Here is a 327-nt window from a genome sequence, read left to right on the forward strand (position 1 = left end):
AGTGAAATTGTAGTATCGGTGAAGATGCCGATTACCCGCGATGGGACGAAAAGACCCCGTGAACCTTTACTATAGCTTAGCATTGAATTTGGGCACGCGATGTGTAGGATAGGTCGGAGGCTTTGAAGCGGGCACGCCAGTGTTCGTGGAGCCGCTGTTGAAATACGACCCTTCGTTTGTTTGAGTTCTAACTTCGAGTTGAAGGACATTGCTTGGTGGGTAGTTTGACTGGGGTGGTCGCCTCCAAAAGCGTAACGGAGGCTTCTAAAGGTACCCTCAGGCCGATCGGTAACCGGCCCAAGAGTGTAATGGCAGAAGGGTGCTTGA

The 327-nt window shown here is 51.4% G+C and carries 1 rRNA gene; it reads left to right on the forward strand.

Going from position 1 to position 327, the window contains the following annotated elements:
* Positions 1–327, forward strand: a 23S ribosomal RNA gene (locus I6E24_RS17655); the annotation flags it as partial.

Source organism: Bacteroides caecigallinarum, from assembly GCF_021530995.1.
Taxonomy (GTDB): Bacteria; Bacteroidota; Bacteroidia; order Bacteroidales; family Bacteroidaceae; genus Phocaeicola; species Phocaeicola faecigallinarum.